The organism is Lihuaxuella thermophila (genome assembly GCF_900110165.1).
Lineage (GTDB): Bacteria > Bacillota > Bacilli > Thermoactinomycetales > Thermoactinomycetaceae > Lihuaxuella > Lihuaxuella thermophila.
The window spans coordinates 158,560-176,715 of the sequence record NZ_FOCQ01000004.1 but is presented as its reverse complement, the minus strand read 5'-3'; the positions used below and the strand labels follow the sequence as shown (position 1 = coordinate 176,715).

11 protein-coding genes and 1 pseudogene are annotated in these 18,156 nt (G+C 50.5%); 4 read left to right on the top strand and 8 right to left on the bottom strand.

The window, feature by feature from the left end; translation table 11 throughout:
- Window positions 1-87: 87 nt before the first annotated feature.
- The 5 genes and pseudogenes from BMW55_RS05980 to BMW55_RS05960 all read right to left on the bottom strand — a co-directional run bounded on the left by BMW55_RS05980 (window position 88) and on the right by BMW55_RS05960 (window position 3,048).
- Window positions 88-726 carry a dTMP kinase gene (locus BMW55_RS05980; RefSeq protein ID WP_089966344.1) on the bottom strand — a complete coding sequence of 213 codons (639 nt, stop codon included), beginning with the start codon at window positions 724-726 and terminating at the stop codon, window positions 88-90.
- Window positions 727-775: 49 nt separating this feature from the next.
- Window positions 776-1,753 (bottom strand): annotated as a pseudogene (locus tag BMW55_RS05975) (DNA glycosylase AlkZ-like family protein); the annotation flags it as partial.
- 329 nt (window positions 1,754-2,082) lie between these two features.
- Window positions 2,083-2,343, bottom strand: a complete 261-nt coding sequence (locus tag BMW55_RS05970) for a hypothetical protein (protein ID WP_089966340.1) — start codon at window positions 2,341-2,343, stop codon at window positions 2,083-2,085.
- Window positions 2,344-2,364: 21 nt separating this feature from the next.
- Window positions 2,365-2,670, bottom strand: a complete 306-nt coding sequence (locus BMW55_RS05965) for a hypothetical protein (RefSeq protein ID WP_089966336.1) — start codon at window positions 2,668-2,670, stop codon at window positions 2,365-2,367.
- Between the two features lie 78 nt (window positions 2,671-2,748).
- Window positions 2,749-3,048 (bottom strand): hypothetical protein, encoded by a 300-nt coding sequence (locus tag BMW55_RS05960; RefSeq protein WP_089966333.1) that lies wholly within the window; start codon window positions 3,046-3,048, stop codon window positions 2,749-2,751.
- 301 nt (window positions 3,049-3,349) lie between these two features.
- Here BMW55_RS05960 and BMW55_RS05955 point away from each other — a divergent pair, with 301 nt between their 5' ends.
- Both BMW55_RS05955 and BMW55_RS05950 read left to right on the top strand, forming a co-directional pair.
- Complete coding sequence (locus BMW55_RS05955) at window positions 3,350-3,655, top strand: hypothetical protein (protein WP_089966331.1); 306 nt, start codon at window positions 3,350-3,352, stop codon at window positions 3,653-3,655.
- Window positions 3,656-3,724: 69 nt separating this feature from the next.
- Window positions 3,725-4,744, top strand: coding sequence for a tetratricopeptide repeat protein (locus BMW55_RS05950; protein WP_089966329.1), 1,020 nt, complete (start codon window positions 3,725-3,727; stop codon window positions 4,742-4,744).
- Between the two features lie 278 nt (window positions 4,745-5,022).
- On the opposite strand, the gene BMW55_RS05945 is transcribed toward BMW55_RS05950, so the two are convergent.
- Complete coding sequence (locus BMW55_RS05945) at window positions 5,023-5,676, bottom strand: ankyrin repeat domain-containing protein (protein WP_089966327.1); 654 nt, start codon at window positions 5,674-5,676, stop codon at window positions 5,023-5,025.
- Window positions 5,677-5,815: 139 nt separating this feature from the next.
- On the opposite strand from BMW55_RS05945, the gene BMW55_RS05940 reads away from it, so the two are divergent.
- The gene (locus BMW55_RS05940; protein ID WP_089966325.1) at window positions 5,816-7,090 is read left to right on the top strand and encodes a BaiN/RdsA family NAD(P)/FAD-dependent oxidoreductase; all 1,275 of its coding nucleotides are present in this window, start codon (window positions 5,816-5,818) and stop codon (window positions 7,088-7,090) included.
- Between the two features lie 21 nt (window positions 7,091-7,111).
- The gene (locus tag BMW55_RS05935; protein WP_089966323.1) at window positions 7,112-8,494 is read left to right on the top strand and encodes an RsmB/NOP family class I SAM-dependent RNA methyltransferase; all 1,383 of its coding nucleotides are present in this window, start codon (window positions 7,112-7,114) and stop codon (window positions 8,492-8,494) included.
- A gap of 105 nt (window positions 8,495-8,599) precedes the next feature.
- Here the strand turns inward: BMW55_RS05935 and galU are convergent, their stop codons facing one another.
- Together galU and BMW55_RS05925 are read right to left on the bottom strand one after the other, a co-directional pair.
- Complete coding sequence (gene galU / locus BMW55_RS05930) at window positions 8,600-9,481, bottom strand: UTP--glucose-1-phosphate uridylyltransferase GalU (protein ID WP_139179452.1); 882 nt, start codon at window positions 9,479-9,481, stop codon at window positions 8,600-8,602.
- A gap of 265 nt (window positions 9,482-9,746) precedes the next feature.
- The gene (locus BMW55_RS05925; protein WP_089966319.1) at window positions 9,747-17,993 is read right to left on the bottom strand and encodes a glycoside hydrolase family 94 protein; all 8,247 of its coding nucleotides are present in this window, start codon (window positions 17,991-17,993) and stop codon (window positions 9,747-9,749) included.
- Window positions 17,994-18,156 lie beyond the last annotated feature (163 nt).

Here is an 18,156-nt window from a genome sequence, read left to right as displayed (position 1 = left end):
TCCGACTGGTAACGAAAATCATTCAACTCATGTTTCGGGCGACACTGAACAAGCAAGATATCCATCTTCATGCCCTCTCCTTTCATATCATAAAGTTTCACATAGATCGAAAATAAACCGTTCCATAAAAGAGAGATGCTGAACCTGATCCATCTTAACGGTATGGATCGTCTCTCCATCCTGAATTCTTTCATCCATTAATAAGGCAAACTCCTCCGAAACGCTTCGTAACAAATGGGGATTCTTAATATACTTGCGGTGGGCTCCATCATCAGAGTTTAAACGACTTTGAATAACCTTATCTGACGCATAACACCAAATCGTCGCTTCCGGTCGGGCTAATAAGCCAACCTCTGTATACAAGTCCACTACTGGTTTGATATCCTCGATTATTCCGTTCATTTTAGTCAATGCCCGATGAAACGAAATAATGGAGTCTACATAGCGATCCTGTATAACAACATAACCTCGTTTTAACATAGGCTGTATATGGGATTGCGTGAATTGAACAAGATCAGCTAGGTAGTAGTAGGTAGAGGTCAGCTCTAGCTTCCGTGATTGGACTACTTCTTTAAACCGTTGACCTACAGGCGTGTCCGATAACGCTCCATGAAGGTAAATCACGGGCACACCTCGATCTGTCAGAGTTTTGACCCAATTTCGAGCGAGCGTTGTTTTTCCGACGCCACTCATCCCTTCCAGTACAATCAATCTCCCTTTTTTCATTCGAGAGACCTCCTTGACTAAACCCAAGGAGGAATTTTCCTCCCAGGGCCTAGCTTTGTTCAAACAAGAAGTTTCTCATTTCGCTGATTTTCTTTTCAATATGAGACTTTGTTTTCCGATCCGTTTTCTCGAACGTTTCCCAATCAATTCTCTTCTTCACCTTATCTATTGACCAAATACCAATCGCTTTTCCGTTAGAAAAGATGCTTGCGCGGACTTCACCAATTGTATTGAAGAGACGATTGTAATGTTGCATATCTACATAAAGGAACCGGCTTTCATAGTAACCTTTTAAACTCGGGTCTTCATAAGCCAATAGCGAAATCCAAGGATCATTCTCATCCCGCATCTTACATAAATGCTCATAATTGGATTTGGTCATATAGAAGGTTTTATCACTTGATTGGATGGTCACGTTAACCAATTTCTCGGCATAATGCTCAATTGCTTCCCGAATTACCGTTCTCCCAAGACCCGACCACCAAGCAATATCAACCTCTGTGACGGGACCGAACGTATCAATATGATGAAAAACAAGCCTTCTTCGTGCTTCCTCTATAGAAAGATCATTAAGGCGATGCTTGGGATAGAGTGTTGGAGCATGTCCATATAAGCGTTGCTCTTTTCCCCAATGGGGCGACTCATTAATATAACAAAGCTCTCCGCTCTCCCATAACTCTTTTATTGCAATCGAGATGGCCTGAGAGTATTCATCAGTCAATACTCCAAGTTTAAATTTACTCAACGATTGAATATCACTTGCAGACAAAGGATTTGCTTTAACCAACTCGATAATAATCGATTTGATTTCTTCTTTTTTCTGATCGTCAATTGCAATTTTTTTATACTTTGTCCGACAATCAGCTACTCGAAAGGATATAGTCGCACGATGGGCTATTGGTGAGAATGAAGGCGGCAAAATGTGCAGGGTTCGCCTCATACATCGCAGTTTGATTAGCTCTCTATCTTGGTACAGAGTTCTCCATAACATATTTGAATTAAAGTTGTTCACACGCACGGCAAGAGAGACAAAAGGCGTGGGTTATCGAGCAGCATGAAGACCGAACAAATGGGTAGCGACTTCGATCACGCAGTTACTCTGGTATCCTGGAACTACATGATGCTTTTTAAGCAAGTAGTTCATAACCTGGTTAGGAGCAAATTGGTCGTTTGTCATTTCAATTAAGTTGCTCATGTCATCCTCCACTAAAATAAAATTAATTAGTCTAACGTTTAGAGAAGAAATACAAGATAACTATTATCTAAAATCGTTTCGTGTCCTTGTGAAGAATGAGCGAAATTCTTGCCACTAACCAGGCATAACTACTTCGCATAAGGTTTCAAACCGATAAAACTTTATAGGCTTTTTCCATAGATATTTCGTGGTATTGCCGACTGGGTTCGGTTGTTAACTTGTGTTGGCAACAATGTTTTTCTTTCGACCTTACCGGCAACAAAGTTAATATCGAATGTCTCTTCGCTGCAATTCAAATCAAATGAACCTGCTAATTGTTTGACGACTTCCTCGATCTTCTTCCGTGAATCACCGAGCTTTGCCAAGACACGGACGAAGCACCCTACAGCCTCATCCTTTTTGATGGTGTCGGTCTTGCCCAAAACTTCTTTCCACCTTTCCATCTATTCCAATAGACCGGACGTGGCCTTTCCTGAAATAGTAATTTCATTACCGATTCTGATTACATTGCCCTTTAGCAGTGTAAAGCCCAAATATTTGCCGTCAGTTGTTCTAAACAAGACGGAAATCGGTTCATTTATCTCTTCCAAAGGGTAGTGAAAAAAATGGCAAATCACGGTTGCATCTTCAGTGCCACCATTGAAAAACAGCTCTGATGTAGTTATCACTTTATGTTGCGGAAGGTTTGAGAAATCCTTCAAAAAGTCTCTCACTTTCTCTTCAGGTCCCTCTACAGTCAGTCGCAACACTTGAAAACACCCTTTGTGTTATAATGGAGTCATGGATTTAATTCTTTTGGGAGCCATTATCTATATTGGCTCTCTTTTTTATGCGAATATATCAAAAACTCTGCCTGAGAAAATCTTTGTTCCTGCATCAATTTCCACGCAAACGGCGTCCAATAAGGGAATCACAATGACGGTTCCATCAACTGTTTCCATATTGATCATCCGCAGCCGCCGCTCAGGACAGTGCTTCACATAGCATGTGACCTTTACATCTACATCCCCCTCCATTTTTTCGCCCTGTACTTCCTGATGTAGCATTTCGATTTGTGGACGTTGTTGAAGATCATTCAAAAATGCCATAACACGGTTCGCCTGACCTTGAACGAGCATTGTCAGCAAAGTTTTCTGCCTCCTTTGAAATAAATAAGTTCATCAACACTCAAACAACAGGATATATTTGCGAAAATCGCCTTCTTGTGATTAAATTATATTATAAAAATTTAAATTTTCTCAATATTACTTGCCCGCAAGTTTTATCTTGGAATAATTCGTAATTTAATGTATTTGGGAAGCAAGTTATAGGTTTTTCACTCTTCTTTGTAACCGTTCTTCCACGTATTATCTTGGATGAGTAGGAGGTTGATATTTCCATCTACTGTTGTATGATAATTTTGAACGCCCATTAATGAGAGGTGTTTTAATGTCCGAGAAAAAGATCCGGTTAGATAATGAAATCGCTCGGTATGTTGTCAGAAAAAAGAGAATAGTTGAAAGGGCGTTGAGCTTGACGGACATTGAAGTCAACTTTAACTTCCCGTCCTCTACTTCAAGCAACATAGAGAAAGGAGAGGTTGTAAAAGAGGAAACTTTCAAACTATATTTAGAAACAATAGGGACGACAAAAAAGGAACTGAAAAAATTAGTGGAGAAAGCAACAGAAGAAGCTAAAGAATTGAAATTTAAACTCAAGCAGATTGAAAGAATGGTTGAAACCGGATACATTTAAACAGCTAAATGCGAACTGGAAAAGCATCAAATTGAAGATTTCCATCCCCTTGCTCCTTTCGCAATTTATTTGGAGGGTAGAATCATTCAAAGAGACAGGGATGGAAAGGACAGAAAAAAGATATATAAAAAAGCGGAAAAAAAGTTTAAACACGCGATCCAAGTGTGTAACCAATATGGCCTTAATCCTGAGGACAACATTATTGCCGCCTGTTACAACAGGTTAGCTGCCTGCCGTTATTTTTTGAACGACTTGGACAAAGCCATCGACTACATAAACCAAGGTTTAGCGGCATATGATGAAGCAAAGGAAGGCAAAAACAATTTATTAACAAATAACAAGTACAACTTATTGGCAAACAAAATGATGTACTTGTGGAATTCATCTCAGTATGATCAGGCTGCCTCTATTCTTTATGAAGTTTGGCCGCAGAGATCAAAAATTGACAAAAACAATTATGCCTTACTGGACTTTTATAAGTTCAGATCGATTATTCTCCGTAACCAGAAGATGTTTGAAGCTGCCCGTCAATGCTGTAACGAAGGTATCGATATTGCAACCAGTATTCGTAGTGATAATCGTTATCTCGACTTAATGATCATATTAGGAAGCATTTATTTGTCGGAAGGCGATTTTGACCGGGCTTATGATCGATTCGAATTAGTGCTTAATGCTGATAGCGAGTGTAAATATCCACGTCGGCATATTGATGCACACACTTACCTCGGTATTCTATTTAATGCCAAAAATGACTGGTCTCAAGCAACGACACACCTTGAAAAAGCAATTAATATCGCACGGGAACGTCAAGATGTATTTCGCTTAGGTAAAGCGTTGATTATCCGAGGTAATGTTCATCTTTTTCAAGAACAATTTTCGGAAGCCCTACCCTATTACCAAGAGGCAGAAAATATTCTCGAACTAAACAGTTACAAACATAGACAACATACGGCGTTATTGAAATTAATCTACTGTTTTGATAAGATGGGTAGGACAAACGAATTTATTGAATCCCTTGTAAAAAAGTACCGGCTTGAAACTGAACTTTGTATAAAAAGTGAGGTCGAGATTTATGAAGTTTTTTATTGAACTCCATTTAGCAAAAAAAGCAGGCGATGATGACGATGATCCGCCTTCAATCGGCTCCAAATAGTATGTGAAAAGCCTTCGGTACAAAGCCGAAGGCTTTTCGTTTGGGGAAATCCCATAATAGGATCTGAGGAGCCGATATCCCTAACCAGATTTTCGACTTCTTTTCATTCTGCTAGCAAATTCCCATTTTTATTCAGAATACTGAAGTAGAGTCCCGCGATGCAAACATGTTAAATAAAAGAGGACCTTATCGGGTCCCCTTCATCTCCGGGCGGTTATCTTACCCTCAGCAAATCCAACACTTCCTGCTTCCCGTTTTCCATGGCCAGATCGAGAGCCGTTTTTCCTTCGTCCGTATGTACACTGGGATCTGCTCCCCATTCCAACAGACGTTTGACGAGTACCGTACTCCCCGTCAGAACCGCTACATGCAAAGGTGTATATCCCAGGTGCTGTGGCGTATTGACACGGGCTCCGTGTTTGAGCAACAGGAGAGCAACTTCTTCCACCCCGCCGGCGATCGCGGCATGCAGGGGCTGATTGGCCATTTGATTGCGGGAAATGGCACGGACATCGGCTCCCTTTTTCAGTAAAAACCGGACCAGTTCCACATGTCCGAAGAAAGAGGCCAGATGGAGCGGGGTCCATCCATCGCGGCTCATCTCATTCATTCGTTCCGGGTGCTGCTGCAAAAAGACGGCTACTTTTTCTACTTCTCCGGCGATCACCGCTTCGAAAAAAGTAAGATTGGGCCTTTGGGACAACAATTCATCCAGAATCTCTTTCTTCCACTTGTAAGCCGCCGTAATCACCCGTGTGGTTTTCTCTTCCTTCCCCGTTTCGACGCATTGCGGATGCTCTTGGACCATCTGTTTCACTTCTGCCAGCACCCCTGTGCGAATCGCTTCCAACAACTGATCCCTGCTCATTTTCCACCACCCTTTGCACGCTTTTCAATATGATTCTTGACGTCTGTGTACGAAACCTTCTTTTCTCTTTTCAGATGGAGCCGTCTATCCTACAATGGGTGAAGTTGGGGAAAAATGAAGAATAAAAAGGAGTTCTGGAATGAGATATGATGTCATTGTCGTCGGCGGAGGCCCGGCAGGATTGATGGCCAGCGCCTCCGCCGGACTGCACGGTGCCCGCGTTCTGTTGTTGGACAAAGGAGACAAGTTGGGACGAAAACTGGCCATTTCCGGAGGCGGTCGGTGCAATGTGACCAACATGAAGGAGGTGGATGAATTAATCAAAAACATCCCCGGGAACGGACGGTTCTTATACAGTGTTTTTTCGATTTTTAACAACCGGGATCTGGCCCGTTTTTTTGAGGAGATGGGTGTACGTTTAAAGGAAGAAGATAACGGAAGGATGTTTCCTGTCTCCGACAGCGCCAAGTCGGTAGTGAATGCGTTGATCCATAAAGTAAAATCTGTGGGAGCTGAGATCCGGGTCCATACACCGGTCCAACGAGTGCTGTACGAAGGCGGAAAAGTGATCGGCGTCGAGTGCCGGAACGGGAAAAAGTATTTCGCTCCGGCGGTGATCGTGGCAGTCGGGGGTAAATCGGTCCCCCATACAGGATCGACAGGAGACGGATATGCCTGGGCGGAAGAAGCAGGACATACCGTAACGGAACTGTTTCCGACGGAAGTCCCGCTCACTTCCGATGAGTCTTTTATCCGGAACAAGTCGCTGCAAGGATTGTCTTTGCGCGATGTCACCTTGACGGTGTACAATCCGAAAGGGAAAAAATTAGTGCAGCACCGGGGAGATATGATCTTTACCCACTTTGGCCTGTCCGGCCCGGCAGCACTCAGGTGCAGCCAGTTTGTGGTGAAGAGTTTAAAAAAATTCGGTGTACCTTCCACGTTGATCGAGATCGACTTTTTTCCCGACCAACCCCTCGATCAGCTGGAGCAAGAAGGGTGGCGGCTGGTCAAAGAAAACCCGAAAAAAACGATCCGAAACACCCTGAAAAGCATGCTGCCGGAACGGGTTTTGCCAGTTTTGCTTCCCTTGGCCGATCTGGACGGCGAACGCACCTGCTCCCATCTTTCCAAAGGTGAGTTGCGTTCCCTCTGCATGAAGATGAAAGCTTTTCCCGTACACGTGAACGGAACGCTTCCCCTCGAAAAAGCGTTTGTCACCGGCGGTGGGGTTCACGTCAAGGAAATCGATCCGAAAACGATGCAATCCAAGCGGATGAACGGGCTCTACTTTTGCGGGGAGATATTGGACATTCATGGTTACACGGGGGGATACAACATTACCGCAGCCTCTTGCACGGGCTATGTGGCGGGCAAGAGTGCGGCGGAGCAAGTTCTCGCCATGAAAGCTTGAAACGGTAAAGGAGGAGATCACGTGACTTCGCTTCCCCAGGATTATTTGGATCAGATGAAGCGATTGCTTGGAAGCGAGTATTCCGCATTCATCCATACATATGACCAACCGGCTACCCGCGCCTTGCGCGTAAATACCCTGAAAATTTCCCCCGCAGAGCTGGTGAAGCGGGTTCCTTTTCATCTGGAGGCGATTCCCTGGTGCCGGGAAGGCTTTTATTATCAGCATGAGGCGAACCGCCCGGGAAAACACGTTTATCATGCCGCAGGGTTGTATTACATTCAGGATGCGAGCGCCATGGCCCCGGCAGAAGCATTGGCGCCGGAGCCGGGAGAAAAAATATTGGATCTCTGCGCCGCACCCGGGGGCAAAACAACGCAAATCGCCGCCAAGATGAAAGGTGAAGGGATTCTGGTCGCCAATGAAATTGATGACAAGCGAATCAAAGCGCTGGTGGAAAACCTCGAACGCTGCGGAGTGACCCATGCGGTGGTCCTGAATGAAAATCCCGTCCGGCTCACTTCCCGCTTTGCCGGATTTTTTGACCGTATTCTGGTCGATGCTCCCTGCTCGGGGGAAGGCATGTTTCGCAAAGACCCGGAAGTGTGTGAACGGTGGAGTTTGCGGTCCGTCAGAAAAAGCGCTGATCTTCAGCTGGAAATACTGACAGCGGCAGCACCGATGCTCCGTCCCGGCGGACGCCTCGTTTACTCTACCTGCACTTTCAATCCGACGGAAAATGAATCTTTAATCCTGCATTTTCTGGAACAACATCCCGACTTTCATCTCGTTCCCGTCCCGCAAGCCGTTCATTACCAACCGGGACGGCCGGATTGGGCCGACCATCCGCAAGGTGAATTGCGGCAAACGTCGCGTCTCTGGCCCCATCACCTCCGCGGAGAAGGGCATTTTGTCGCCGTATTGGAAAAGGAACCAGCTGCGGCGGGAACCAGACAACGCCCCGGCAAGTTTCCCCCTGTCCATGCCGATGCCATGAAACAGTGGAAACAGTTTGTCATGGAAACCTACAAAAACAGCGAAATTAAAGGAGCCTTCACTCTGTACGGGGAGCATTTGTATCAGGTACCGGAAGAACTCCCTTCACTCAAGGGGCTGAAGGTAGAACGACCGGGCCGCTACCTGGGTCAAGTAAAAAAAGGGCGCTTTGTCCCTTCACATGCGCTGGCCTTATCCAGCCGGCCCGGCCAGGTCCGACAAACACTCAATTTCAGCGCCGAAGACCCGGAACTGCTCCTGTATCTTCAGGGAGAAGCCTTGCCGGCCTCATTGGATGCGGGTTGGACATTGGTAACAGTGGATCATTTCCCGCTCGGCTGGGGGAAGGTATCCGGCGGACTGTTGAAAAACCATTACCCCAAGTGGCTCCGCTGGGATAAATATTGACAAAGCACGCAAAAAAAGACGTGCCACTGCTAAAGTGGCCCTGTCATGGTCATCGACACCCCTTTGTCACACCCAACAAGCAGGCCGTTCCGATTTTGCCCGTGATCAATGGGGGATGGATTGCAACCGTTCATGCAAATACTTCAGCACATGATCGCGTAAGTCATCCCCCTGCAGGGCAAAGGATAACGTCGCTTTGATATATCCCCATTTATCCCCAATATCATGGCGGTCTCCTTCCAAGAGACACCCGTACATGCCCTGGTGGTGACAGAGAACCCTGAGCGCATCCGTAAGCTGAATTTCGCCGCCGCTGCCGGGTTCGGTAACCTCTAAGATATCAAAGATTTCCGGGCTGATGATATAACGTCCCACGATAGCCAGATTGGACGGGGCTTGGTCCAGCCCGGGCTTTTCAACCAAATCCTCCAGCTGATAAACACGGTTCCGGATCTGCTTGCCTGCGATCACTCCATACTTGGACACTTCTTCCGGCAATACCGGCTGTACTCCGATCACAGTCTTTTGATGTTCGTAAAACTCCTCCATCAACTGCTGAAGAGCCGGTTTCGCAGGGTGATCGATAATATCGTCGCCGAGCAGAACCGCGAATGGCTCGTTGCCGACAAAAGAACGGGCACACAAAACAGCGTGGCCGAGTCCGAGCTGCTGTTTTTGGCGGATAAAGTGGATATCCACCATTTTTGCAATCTCCAACACTTCCTTATATTGCGCCCATTTCCCCTTCTGTCTGAGAAAATGTTCCAACTCGATATTATGATCGAAGTGATCTTCAATGGCTCTCTTATTTCGTCCTGTTACAATCAGGATATCCTCGATCCCGGAAGCAATGGCCTCTTCGACTATGTATTGAATCGTCGGCTTGTTGATCAAAGGCAACATTTCTTTGGGCTGGGCTTTGGTGGCGGGCAAAAACCGGGTTCCAAATCCGGCTGCCGGGATAATGGCCTTCCGTATTTTTCTCACCATGCAAACTTCCCTTCTACTCGATATTCCCTGAGAAGCTCGTGCAAAGGAGACAGGTGTTTGGTACGAGTACTTTCGCCCCTTTCTCAACATATCGCCGCGGAAGGGTTGACCCTCCTCCGCGGCGATCCTGATTCCATACATAATATATATAGGATGGTTCTTCCATTATTTACTCCTTCAGCAGCACTTTTCGCAGTCGCGGCAGTCACCGGTTGAAATGGGCTTCCAATGACTGCCGGACGATCGCTCCTCCGGCAAGCGGCTACATCGCCAGGATGACATGGTGGACCTGCCCGTCATCGCACAGCTCGATCCAGGGGCCGTCTTCCTCTGCAATGTGCTTTTTCCGGCCGTCGATGAGTAAGGTCGTCCATCCGGCAGACTTGCCTTCAGGATTTTGAACGGTAATTTGATATCGGCTGTTCCCAAAACGGTACGTGATGGAAAACTCCTGCCATTCGCTCGGAATACACGGCCGGATGTACAACCGGTCCCCACGGCGGCGCAGGCCGAGGATCCACTCGATGCCCGCCTGGTACATCCATCCCGCAGCTCCGGTATACCAGGTCCAGCCGGCACGTCCTTTGTGCGGATCGGTTGTGTACACGTCTGCCGCCATGACGTACGGCTCACCGGCATACTGACGCACCTCGCCAGGTGTCCGGGTGTGAGTGAGAGGGTTTAGCATATGAAACAACTCAAACGCCTTGTCCCCTTCACCCAGAAGGCACCAGGCAACGATTCCCCATATCACTCCGTGGGTATACTGCGCTCCGTTCTCGCGAATTCCGGGAGGATAGCCCTGGATATAGCCGGGGCTTGGGTCCGTGCGGTCAAATGGCGGTGTCAAGAGACGTGCGACGGACAAGTCGCGGTCTACCAGTTCGCGGTCGAACGACTGCATCGCCTGGATCGCTTTGCTCCTTGCCGCTGCACCGGAAATGACTGACCACGACTGGGCGATGGCGTCGATGCGGCATTCCTCATTATGGACGGAGCCCAGCCATTGTCCGTCATCGGTGAAAGCGCGCCGGTACCACTGGCCATCCCATGCATGCTGATCAAGGGAGACCGTAAGTTGCTCCCGCATGTTCCGGTAGCGGTCCGCCCGCTCCCTTTCACCTTGACGCTCACACAGCCGGACGAACCGATTCAAAATTTCACACAGAAACCATCCGAGCCAGACGCTCTCGCCGCGACCGGCCTCCCCGACACGGTTCATACCATCGTTCCAGTCTCCGATTCCGATCAGCGGAAGTCCGTGTTCCCCGATCCAGCTTAATGCCCTGTCGATCGCGCGAACACAGTGCTCGAAAACGTTGCCGCTCTCTGTAGAGACTTGGGTTGGCTCGTATCGTTCATGTTCACCCTCCCGCAAAGGTTCACTATGAAGATACGGAACCACCTCATCAAGCAAACGGTCGTCCCCTGTGTGTTCAATGTAGCGGGAAACGGCGTACGGCAACCACAGCAAATCGTCGGAGAATCGCGTCCGGATTCCGCGCTCGGTCTCTTCATGCCACCAGTGCTGCACGTCACCCTCTTTATATTGATGCGCGGCGTGGAGCAAAATCTGTTTTCGGGTGAGGTCGGGACGGGTGTGAAGCAACGCCAGTGAATCCTGCAGCTGGTCGCGAAAGCCGTATGCGCCTCCCGCCTGGTAAAAAGCGGTGCGGGCCCACATCCGGCAGGAAAGCGACTGGTAAAGCAACCAGCCGTTCAACAGAACATCCATTTCCGGGCTGGGTGTCGAAACCGTGATCTGGTCCAGCACCGAGTTCCAGAATTCCTGTACGGTCTCAAACGCCTGCTCACACGTGCCCGGTTGGCTGTATTTACGGGCCAGTTTCAACGCGGAATCACGTGAATCTTCGCAACCGAACAGAATATAAACCGTTTGTTCTCCATTTGGTTCAATGCTCACTTTGGTCTGCACGGCGCCACATGGGTTATACTGAGGTCCCGTGTTGCCGGACAGACGTTCCCGCCGCAGGGCAGCCGGATGTTTCAGTGTCCCGTTGCGACCGAGAAATTCCTCGCGGTCCGCCGTCCAAGACAGATCTTCCGGTTCGGATGTTTCACACTGGGGACACACGCCTAGAAAAACGGTTGCATCGCGAAACGGTTCCTGATAAGTGTTGCGGCCAAGCAAGAGATTGGCCGACTTGTCCCAGTCAGTGACGATGAAAGAAGCGTTGGGTTCACGTCTGACCCCCAACACCCACTCTGCATAATAGGTGACGGACAGGCGCCGTTGGCGGTCAGTCCTGTTTGCGATCCGCACTTTCACCACCTTGACGGGATCATCCTTGGGCACAAACACGGTAACTTCCTGCAGAAGACCGTGGCTCTCATGGCGAAAACGGGTATACCCCCTGCCGTGCGCCGCGAGGTAAGGCTGATCCGCACGTGCGGGCGATGCGGTCACGGACCATACTTCGCCGGTTTCTTCATCCCGCAGATAGCACACTTCGCCGGGAGGATCGAGTACAGGATCATTGGACCACGGGGTGAGCTTGCACTCCCGGCTGTTCCGCCACCATGTGTAGCCCGTCCCCAGTTCGGAGACAAGACAGCCGAAACGCGGATTGGCGATCACGTTGATCCATGGAGCCGGCAGATAATGGGTGTTTTTGAGTAAGATCCGGTACTCCCGGCCATCCGGAGAAAAACCTCCCTGACCGTTAAAAAATATCCAGTCACGGGTGTCTTCCGGCATTGAGTTCCCGTATCTGGGTAACGGTCGACTCGCAACAAGAGGAGGAGGCAAGACATCGTTCCTCCCGGACAATTTGATTTGCGCCTTGAGGCTGGGACCGTCTGCACGAAGCACGACGCGGGCTACTGCATAGAGCAGTCTCTGATCTTCCTCCTGTAACTGATTGGCGGCAATGACGTAGACACCCCCAGGTCCTTTCGCGTGATGACCCACGCTATGTTCCACCGCCCCCAGCAGCGCTTCCTGCAAATTCTGCTGATATCCCCCCGCCGATTCGTTCAGGATGACCAGATCGATGAGCAATCCCCGGCGGCGCAAATATTCATGCCCAATCAACAGCTTGACAATAAACTTCATATGGGCCGAATCGGCAATCCGCACCAGGATGATCGGCCAATCACCGGAAATCCCGTAAGCCCAGAGGCCGGACTGCCCTTTTTCATTCAACGCGATACTTTGTTCCCGTTCGTCTCGCAGGGGCGATGTGTATAACGCCTGACCCGCCAAACGATGAAAGACCATCGCTTCGGCGGCAGACAGTTGAAAATGACGAAGTTCAATCTGGCTGCGAGTCCAGGCGAGCTGAAACGTCCGTTCCACCTGAAGGTCACCGGAGAACCGGCGGACCATGCTGACGGCTTCCTCCTTCGTATCCGCGACACCAGTGACAGCAAACAACTGCACCCGTTCCCCGGGTTTCATCATCAATCGCCGGCGCATCACAAAGGCCGGATCTGCAACAGCTCCCACTGTTTTTCGCAGGCGGGAGCGGATTCCCCGCGGTTGAGCGAGCGTGTGGCCCCGGCCGATAAAGCTGGCCCGGTCTGTCTCATATTCAACCGGTCCCAAGGACTCCCCATCCACCATCAACGAGTGTACGGCCCATAACGGTTTTTCGCTCGGATCACGAGGCCGCCGGCGGGCGAGCAAGCATTCGGCATCTGCTTCATATTCCGTTTCGACAAATAATTTGCTAAAGGCCGGATGCGCATCATCAGCGATCGGAGAAGCCAGGACCACTTCAAGAAACGTCGTGACTTCAATCACCCGCTCTTCACTCCCCGTATTGGTGAGGGTGAGCCTGCGAACTTCCGCATTGCATTCCGGTGAAACGCAAATTTCAAGACTTGTCTGCACGTCTCCGTCCACACGCATAAAGGTCGCACGATCAAGCGAGAATTGCACACGCTGTTCGGAGGACGGGACACGGCAAGGCTGAAACGATGGCGACCACACTTGATCGCCGGACACATCGCGAATATAGATGTAGCTTCCCCAATCGTCTGCCACAGGATCTTCACGCCACCGGGAAACGGCCTGGCTTTCCCGCCGGATGAACCCGCTGCCGCTGTTGGTCACAACCGTCATGAACTCTCCGTTTGAAAGGACACACACCTCGGGGATCCGGGTGTCGGCGGAGAGATATTCCCGCAGAGCCACGGTTTGCGCCGGTCCTGGATCCGGCTGATGCACGCGTCTCATGACAGGATGCTTAATCACCACAGGACGAGCCGGAATCCGTTCCTGGAGGAGCAATTCGGCGGCTTGCACACGCTTGTCGCTGTGAAAACGCTCATACATTTTCCTGGAAGAAAGCAAGTTGGCCAGGGTAAGCAGGCTCATGCCCTGATGATGTGCCATAAAGCTGCGGATCACCATGTTCGTCTTATCTTTCGGCATGCGTTCGGGCGTGAAGTCGATCGCTTCATAGTAGCCGTATTTTCCGCGCGCGCCGATGTCCTCCATTTTGCGCAAATCCTCAAGCCCCTGCCGCGTTGCAAAAGGCAGCGCCAGGATCGTGGCATACGGAGCGACAACCAAATCCTGTTCAAGTCCGCGTTTAAACCCGAGACCGGGAACGCCAAACGCCCGGTATTGATAGTTCATCTGATAATCAAATGCGTAATATCCCGATTCAGAGATGCCAAACGGCACACCCCGTTGGTGAGCATACTCGATTTGGCGGTTGACGACGCCGCGGTAGGTGCTGTCCCACACCGTATTGCGATAGGTAGGCATAATGAGCCAGGGCATCAAATACTCAAACATCGTCCCGGACCACGATAGCAGAGTGACCCTCTGCCCGATTCTGGTCATGGTCCGCCCGAGGGCTGACCAGTGGGAGACAGGAACCTGCCCGAGGGCGATCGCGATGAAGCTCGCCTGTCTCGCCTCTGATGCCAACAGGTCATACAAGATCGGATCACGCTCATCCAGTGCCGCGTTATAACCCAGCGTGAACAATTTCGCTTTGGCGTCATACAGCGGCCGAAAGTCGGTTTCCTGAATCACTGCCTCCAGGCGGTCAATCAGTTTCAGTCCGCGTGAAAGCCAATCTTCTTCCGCGTACTCGTTTCCATCAACAGACCCTTCCTGCTCCTTCCCGGAGAAGTCTGTCTCGAGCCATTCCCTCAATCCCTCTTTGACCACCAGCAGATACGCCACAAAATTCCCGGAATCCACTGTCGATACATATAAAGGAGGAAGCGGATCCAGTGTGACCGTGTCATACCAGTTGTACAGATGCCCTTTCCACTTGTCGAGCCTCTCAATCGTCGTGAGCGTTCGATCCAGACGCTCGATCAGCCCGGGGGTATCGATAAATCCGAAATCCCGGGCAGCAAGGGCAGAAGCGAGATAAAGCCCGATGTTGGTGGGAGACGTGCGATGAGCGACCCCGTTGGGGGGATCGATTTGTACATTGTCGGGCGGCAGCCAGTGGTCTTTTTCCGTAGTGAAGTCTTCAAAAAAAGCCCAAATCTGTTGCGCCAGTACCCGCAGTTGTTCCCCCTCTGCCTCTGAGAGCGGCTGGTCGGGTTGTTGAACGGGCTGTTCCAACCAGCGGACCGCAAGCGGAGCCAGAGCCCATAGGGTACTAAGCGCAAAACCCGTCCACTGAAGCGATGAACCATCGCTCATCGCCGCTGACAGCACAAAGAGAAGCACGAGTGCATAACCTCCGCGCATCCCCATCAAAACCGGATGGCGCCCCTCTCGGTTGCGGCGCTCCGTTTCCGCCGCGCTCACCCATTCCAGCAAATGACGTTTGGAAACGAATAAACGGTATACACTTCTGACCATGGCATCCAGCAACAAGACACTTTGAAACGGAAGTGTCAAAATGGTGACCAAAACTTGCCCGAACGTCGCCAACAACGTACGAAGGCGCCGCACGGTCCGCCGAATCGTCACCAATTGTCGGATGACCGGCAGGAACAAAGTAGCAAAGACGATCGCCAGCCATCTCCACGGAGAGCCGGGAAGAACCGTCAACCCGAGAGTCAGAAGCACAAATAAGGCAGGAGGGAGTAGACTGCGCCGCAGGTTATCGATCATCTGCCAGCGGGTGAGACCAGACAGATCAACCGGCAACAATGTTCCCCGCCGGTCGCAAACGCGGCCAAACAACCAGCAGAGCAATTGCCAATCACCGCGCACCCACCGGTGCAGTCTCTTCTGATAGACGCTGAATGTCGCAGGGTGATCGTCGATCAATTCGATGTCTGACAGGAGACCGGCGCGAAGAAAGCCTCCTTCCAACAAATCGTGGCTGAGTACCCGGTTTTCGGGAATGCGGTCGCACAGGATCTCTGCAAACGTATCGACATCGAAAATGCCCTTGCCAGTAAAAATTCCCTGCCCCAGTGCGTCTTGATACGGATCGGAAACTGCAAACGCGTACGGGTCGATTCCCGTTTCCCACGTCCACAAATAGGCAAAACGCGAGCGTACAGCTGCCTCATGGCTGATGCCGATCCGCGGCTGCAGCACGCCATAGCCCTCTGCCACCCTTGTTCCGGATTCGTTTAACCTCGGGCGGTTGTAAGGCAGATGAAGGGTACCGATCATCCGCTGGGCGCTGCCGATGGGAAGCCGCGTGTCCGCATCCAGCGTGATAATGTACCGAATGCGTGAGAGAACTGAGGAATCTCCGATGATGAATTCATACGTGGTATCTGTCCGCCCTTTGAGCAATTCAACGAATTCCACTAATTTTCCACGCTTACGCTCCCAGCCCATCCAAACTCCTTCGCAGGGATTCCACAACCTGCGCCGCTGAAAGAGATGGAACGTGGTCCCTCCTGGGCGAGAATACATCCTGTTTAACTCCTCAATGCTTTCGCGTGCAGCCTCAAGAACCCCGGCATCCTCCGGAAGGGTTTCTGCAGGAGCATCGATAAAATCTCCCAGCAGGGCGAAATGGATATTCGGGTCCCGGTTCGCCAGGTAATGCAGTTCAAGCCGATCCGCTAATTCTTTTACTTCTTCGGGAGACGACCAAATGACAGGAATAACGACCATCGTGGCCGCTTCATCAGGAATTCCATCCGAGAAATCATATCTCAAGAGCGGGCGTGGAGACCTTGTCGTCTCGATCAGCCAATGAAGCGCCGTGACGGCCCACTCACTCGCAGGAAATACGAGCGCCGGCAAAATCACCGACCATTGGGCAGGTGAATGATAAATCCCGTCACCGATCCACGCGGCGAACCCGAGAAGAAAGAACAGAAACAATCCAGCGAGCAGCGTAAAATACGCCCCGGTGGCGCGTCGCAGGATTCCTAAACCCGGCAGAAAGCGGGGTCTGCTGCACATTTTCAGTGTACGCCGCAATTTCCTGACCCCCGCCGGTTCCAGCAAATAGTATGCAACAAACGTCTGGCGCGGCAGACCGGCCGGATCGATCAGATTGGAAACGACCGGCTTCCTTTCGGGCCAGCCTGCACGATCCGCTGAACGATTCTGTCCACTCGTTTGATTGGTGCGTCCAAGTTCCGCACACGCTCGTCGGTACTCCTCCTCCGCCAATTCCACTGCATATTTGGCGACCAAACTTTCCGGCACATGCATCGAGCGGGCCAATTCCTCCACTCGTCTTCGCAGAGAATCGCGGCTGGAGAAATCGAGGAGCGGATAAACTCCTGTGCTTTCCCGTCGCAAAGTGCGCTCAACCCAGCAAATCTGCTCAAACGGATCACGCCAGTCCCAACGGGAGAGTTTGCGCAGACTGGTGATCACGTTTCCCGCTTCCGCTTGGTAGGCAGTCTGAAGCTGATGCTCGTACGTGACAATCCGATCCAGGCTGTCGGGACCATTTTCCAACTTGCACAACAACCACTCGCGAACCAGTCTGGTATCATCCGCCCACTCGCGCAAGTGACTCACCAAGTGGGCGATCAGCGGGCCCGAAAGCGGAATATCCTGCCCTGCGTCTTCCAGGACAGCCTTCAGCCCATCCGGGCTTAACTCGGACGGCTCGATTCGGGCCAGCAACCGGTCGACCAGCGTACACACCTCCCGGCGTTCGCGAACCAGCTCCATGATTTCGGAGAGGCGCCGAATCAGGGCCATACGCAGGATCAGAGGAATCGACCACGCCTCGGCGATCGTCAATACAGATACTTCCTGGTAAGAATTTATATATGAAACGAATGACTCCTCATTCAGAATGGCGTCCGTATGGTCAAGATAATCCGCACACAGAGAGAAAATGCGCAATTCACCACCCTTGCGCAAACGTGGCAAACGCCGCAAAAAGGCTCCGGAGAGTTGGTGCCGGATGACCAACGCCTGTTCCTCAATAAATTCCGCGTGATCGAGCAGCCATTCTTCCGCAGGTTGTGAACAACTTGCACGACCATTCTGCAGGGTACGCACGAAAGACCTCAAACTTTCAATATCCTCATCCAACTGCCGCCACAAGTGCTTCGCCGGCCAGCGTCCCGCGTACGGATCGTGTTTCAACGCAAGTTGATGCGCTTTGTCTCGGAGTTGTTCAGTATGGATCATAAGTCCTCCCGAATGAAAGCAGTAGTTATAAGGTAGCCCAATGCTTAGCAAATCTAATTATTCCCATTCCGATTGCGTGTTATGAAATCCGATTTTGGCGACGTGAGGAAAAGCGCTTTGATAGCATAGGACATCACCGCTTTTTCATATGGATAAGTAAACA

Bases quoted from the DNA above. Each gene is read 5' to 3' on its own strand.
- BMW55_RS05980 (WP_089966344.1), bottom strand. From the start codon at position 726: ATGAAAAAAGGGAGATTGATTGTACTGGAAGGGATGAGTGGCGTCGGA.
- BMW55_RS05955 (WP_089966331.1), top strand. From the start codon at position 3,350: ATGTCCGAGAAAAAGATCCGGTTAGATAATGAAATCGCTCGGTATGTT.
- BMW55_RS05945 (WP_089966327.1), bottom strand. From the start codon at position 5,676: ATGAGCAGGGATCAGTTGTTGGAAGCGATTCGCACAGGGGTGCTGGCA.
- BMW55_RS05940 (WP_089966325.1), top strand. From the start codon at position 5,816: ATGAGATATGATGTCATTGTCGTCGGCGGAGGCCCGGCAGGATTGATG.
- BMW55_RS05925 (WP_089966319.1), bottom strand. From the start codon at position 17,993: ATGATCCATACTGAACAACTCCGAGACAAAGCGCATCAACTTGCGTTG.